The organism is Pseudomonas agronomica, assembly GCF_025917275.1.
Lineage (GTDB): Bacteria > Pseudomonadota > Gammaproteobacteria > Pseudomonadales > Pseudomonadaceae > Aquipseudomonas > Aquipseudomonas agronomica.
The window spans coordinates 1-1076 of sequence record NZ_JAOSHO010000883.1; the positions used below are offsets into that span (position 1 = coordinate 1).

The window sequence follows — 1076 nt, forward strand, 5'->3', positions numbered from 1 at the left end:
TTGGACGAAAGAAGGGCGACTTAGGGTCATCCTTTTTTTAGTTTCCGGCTATTAAGCGCCCGGTACGGGGCAACTCAGATCCCCTTCCTCACATTCCAGATAGTTTTTGAATCTCTGGACTCGGGCTTTCGTCACGGCTGTGACGCAGTCATTGTGGATCATGGGATAGACGCTACCCCCTTCAACCCCGGACGCAGAAAACCTGCATTCGGCGTCACGAAAACCCATCCAGGCGCGTTGTGCCTTAACCAGCAATTGCTTGGCCTCGGCATTGCCCTTGAGACGCGCTGTGATTTGTTTGTACAAGGTGTTCAGCTCCTTGTCGGCGGCCTCGTTCTCCTGGGCTGCACATTGATTCATGGCACCTTGGGTCATGGCATTAGCGCAATCATCAGCATCGGCCATGGTGATGAAAAACAGCGGTACCAGAGGCAGCAGCAAACGAGTGGACATTCTCGATCTTTCCTTGAAGGGTAAAATGCCGGAGGAGTGTACCCAAACAACGCGTCGATACAACTTTCCGATTGGTCTTGTGGTCTTACAAGCCTACTGTTGAGCACAGGAGGTGATCCCCATGCATTTATCCGATCGCATCGAAAGAAAAATCCTACTCAAGGCGCCACGTTCACAGGTTTGGCGGGCCTTGGCCAATGCCGAAGCCTTCGGCCAGTGGTTTGGCGTGAACCTGGCGGGTAAACGTTTTGTTGCGGGGGAGCGGACCCAAGGGCTGATCACTTACCCGGGCTATGAGCACCTTACCTGGGACGTGATGGTGGAGCGGGTCGAGCCCGAACGGGTGTTCTCGTTTCGCTGGCATCCTTACGCCATCGAACCAGAGAAAGACTATTCCCAAGAGACCGAGACGCGCGTGCAATTCGATCTTGAAGACATGAACGGCGGCACCCTATTGAAGGTAGTGGAGTCGGGATTCAACGATATCCCCGAGGCGCGCCGACTCAAGGCCTTCCGTATGGATAGTCGTGGCTGGGATGAGCAAATGGCTAATATTGAAGAGTTCTTGAACAAGGCCTGAGGTTCAGCTTGGTGGTTCCCAGGCTAGGCTCTGTACGAAATGT

2 protein-coding genes are annotated in these 1076 nt (G+C 53.8%); one reads left to right on the forward strand and one right to left on the reverse strand.

The window, feature by feature from the left end; all coding sequences use genetic code 11:
* Positions 1–51: 51 nt before the first annotated feature.
* Entirely contained in the window at positions 52–453 is a 402-nt protein-coding gene (locus tag OC610_RS27870) for a lysozyme inhibitor LprI family protein (protein ID WP_264432798.1), read from the reverse strand.
* Between the two features lie 121 nt (positions 454–574).
* On the opposite strand from OC610_RS27870, the gene OC610_RS27875 reads away from it, so the two are divergent.
* Complete coding sequence (locus OC610_RS27875; RefSeq protein ID WP_264432801.1) at positions 575–1033, forward strand: SRPBCC family protein; 459 nt, start codon at positions 575–577, stop codon at positions 1031–1033.
* The last annotated feature ends 43 nt before the right edge of the window (positions 1034–1076 follow it).

What these genes read in the sequence shown, in the direction of transcription:
- OC610_RS27870 (WP_264432798.1), bottom strand. Translation starts at nt 453, where the DNA reads ATGTCCACTCGTTTGCTGCTGCCTCTGGTACCGCTGTTTTTCATCACC.
- OC610_RS27875 (WP_264432801.1), top strand. Translation starts at nt 575, where the DNA reads ATGCATTTATCCGATCGCATCGAAAGAAAAATCCTACTCAAGGCGCCA.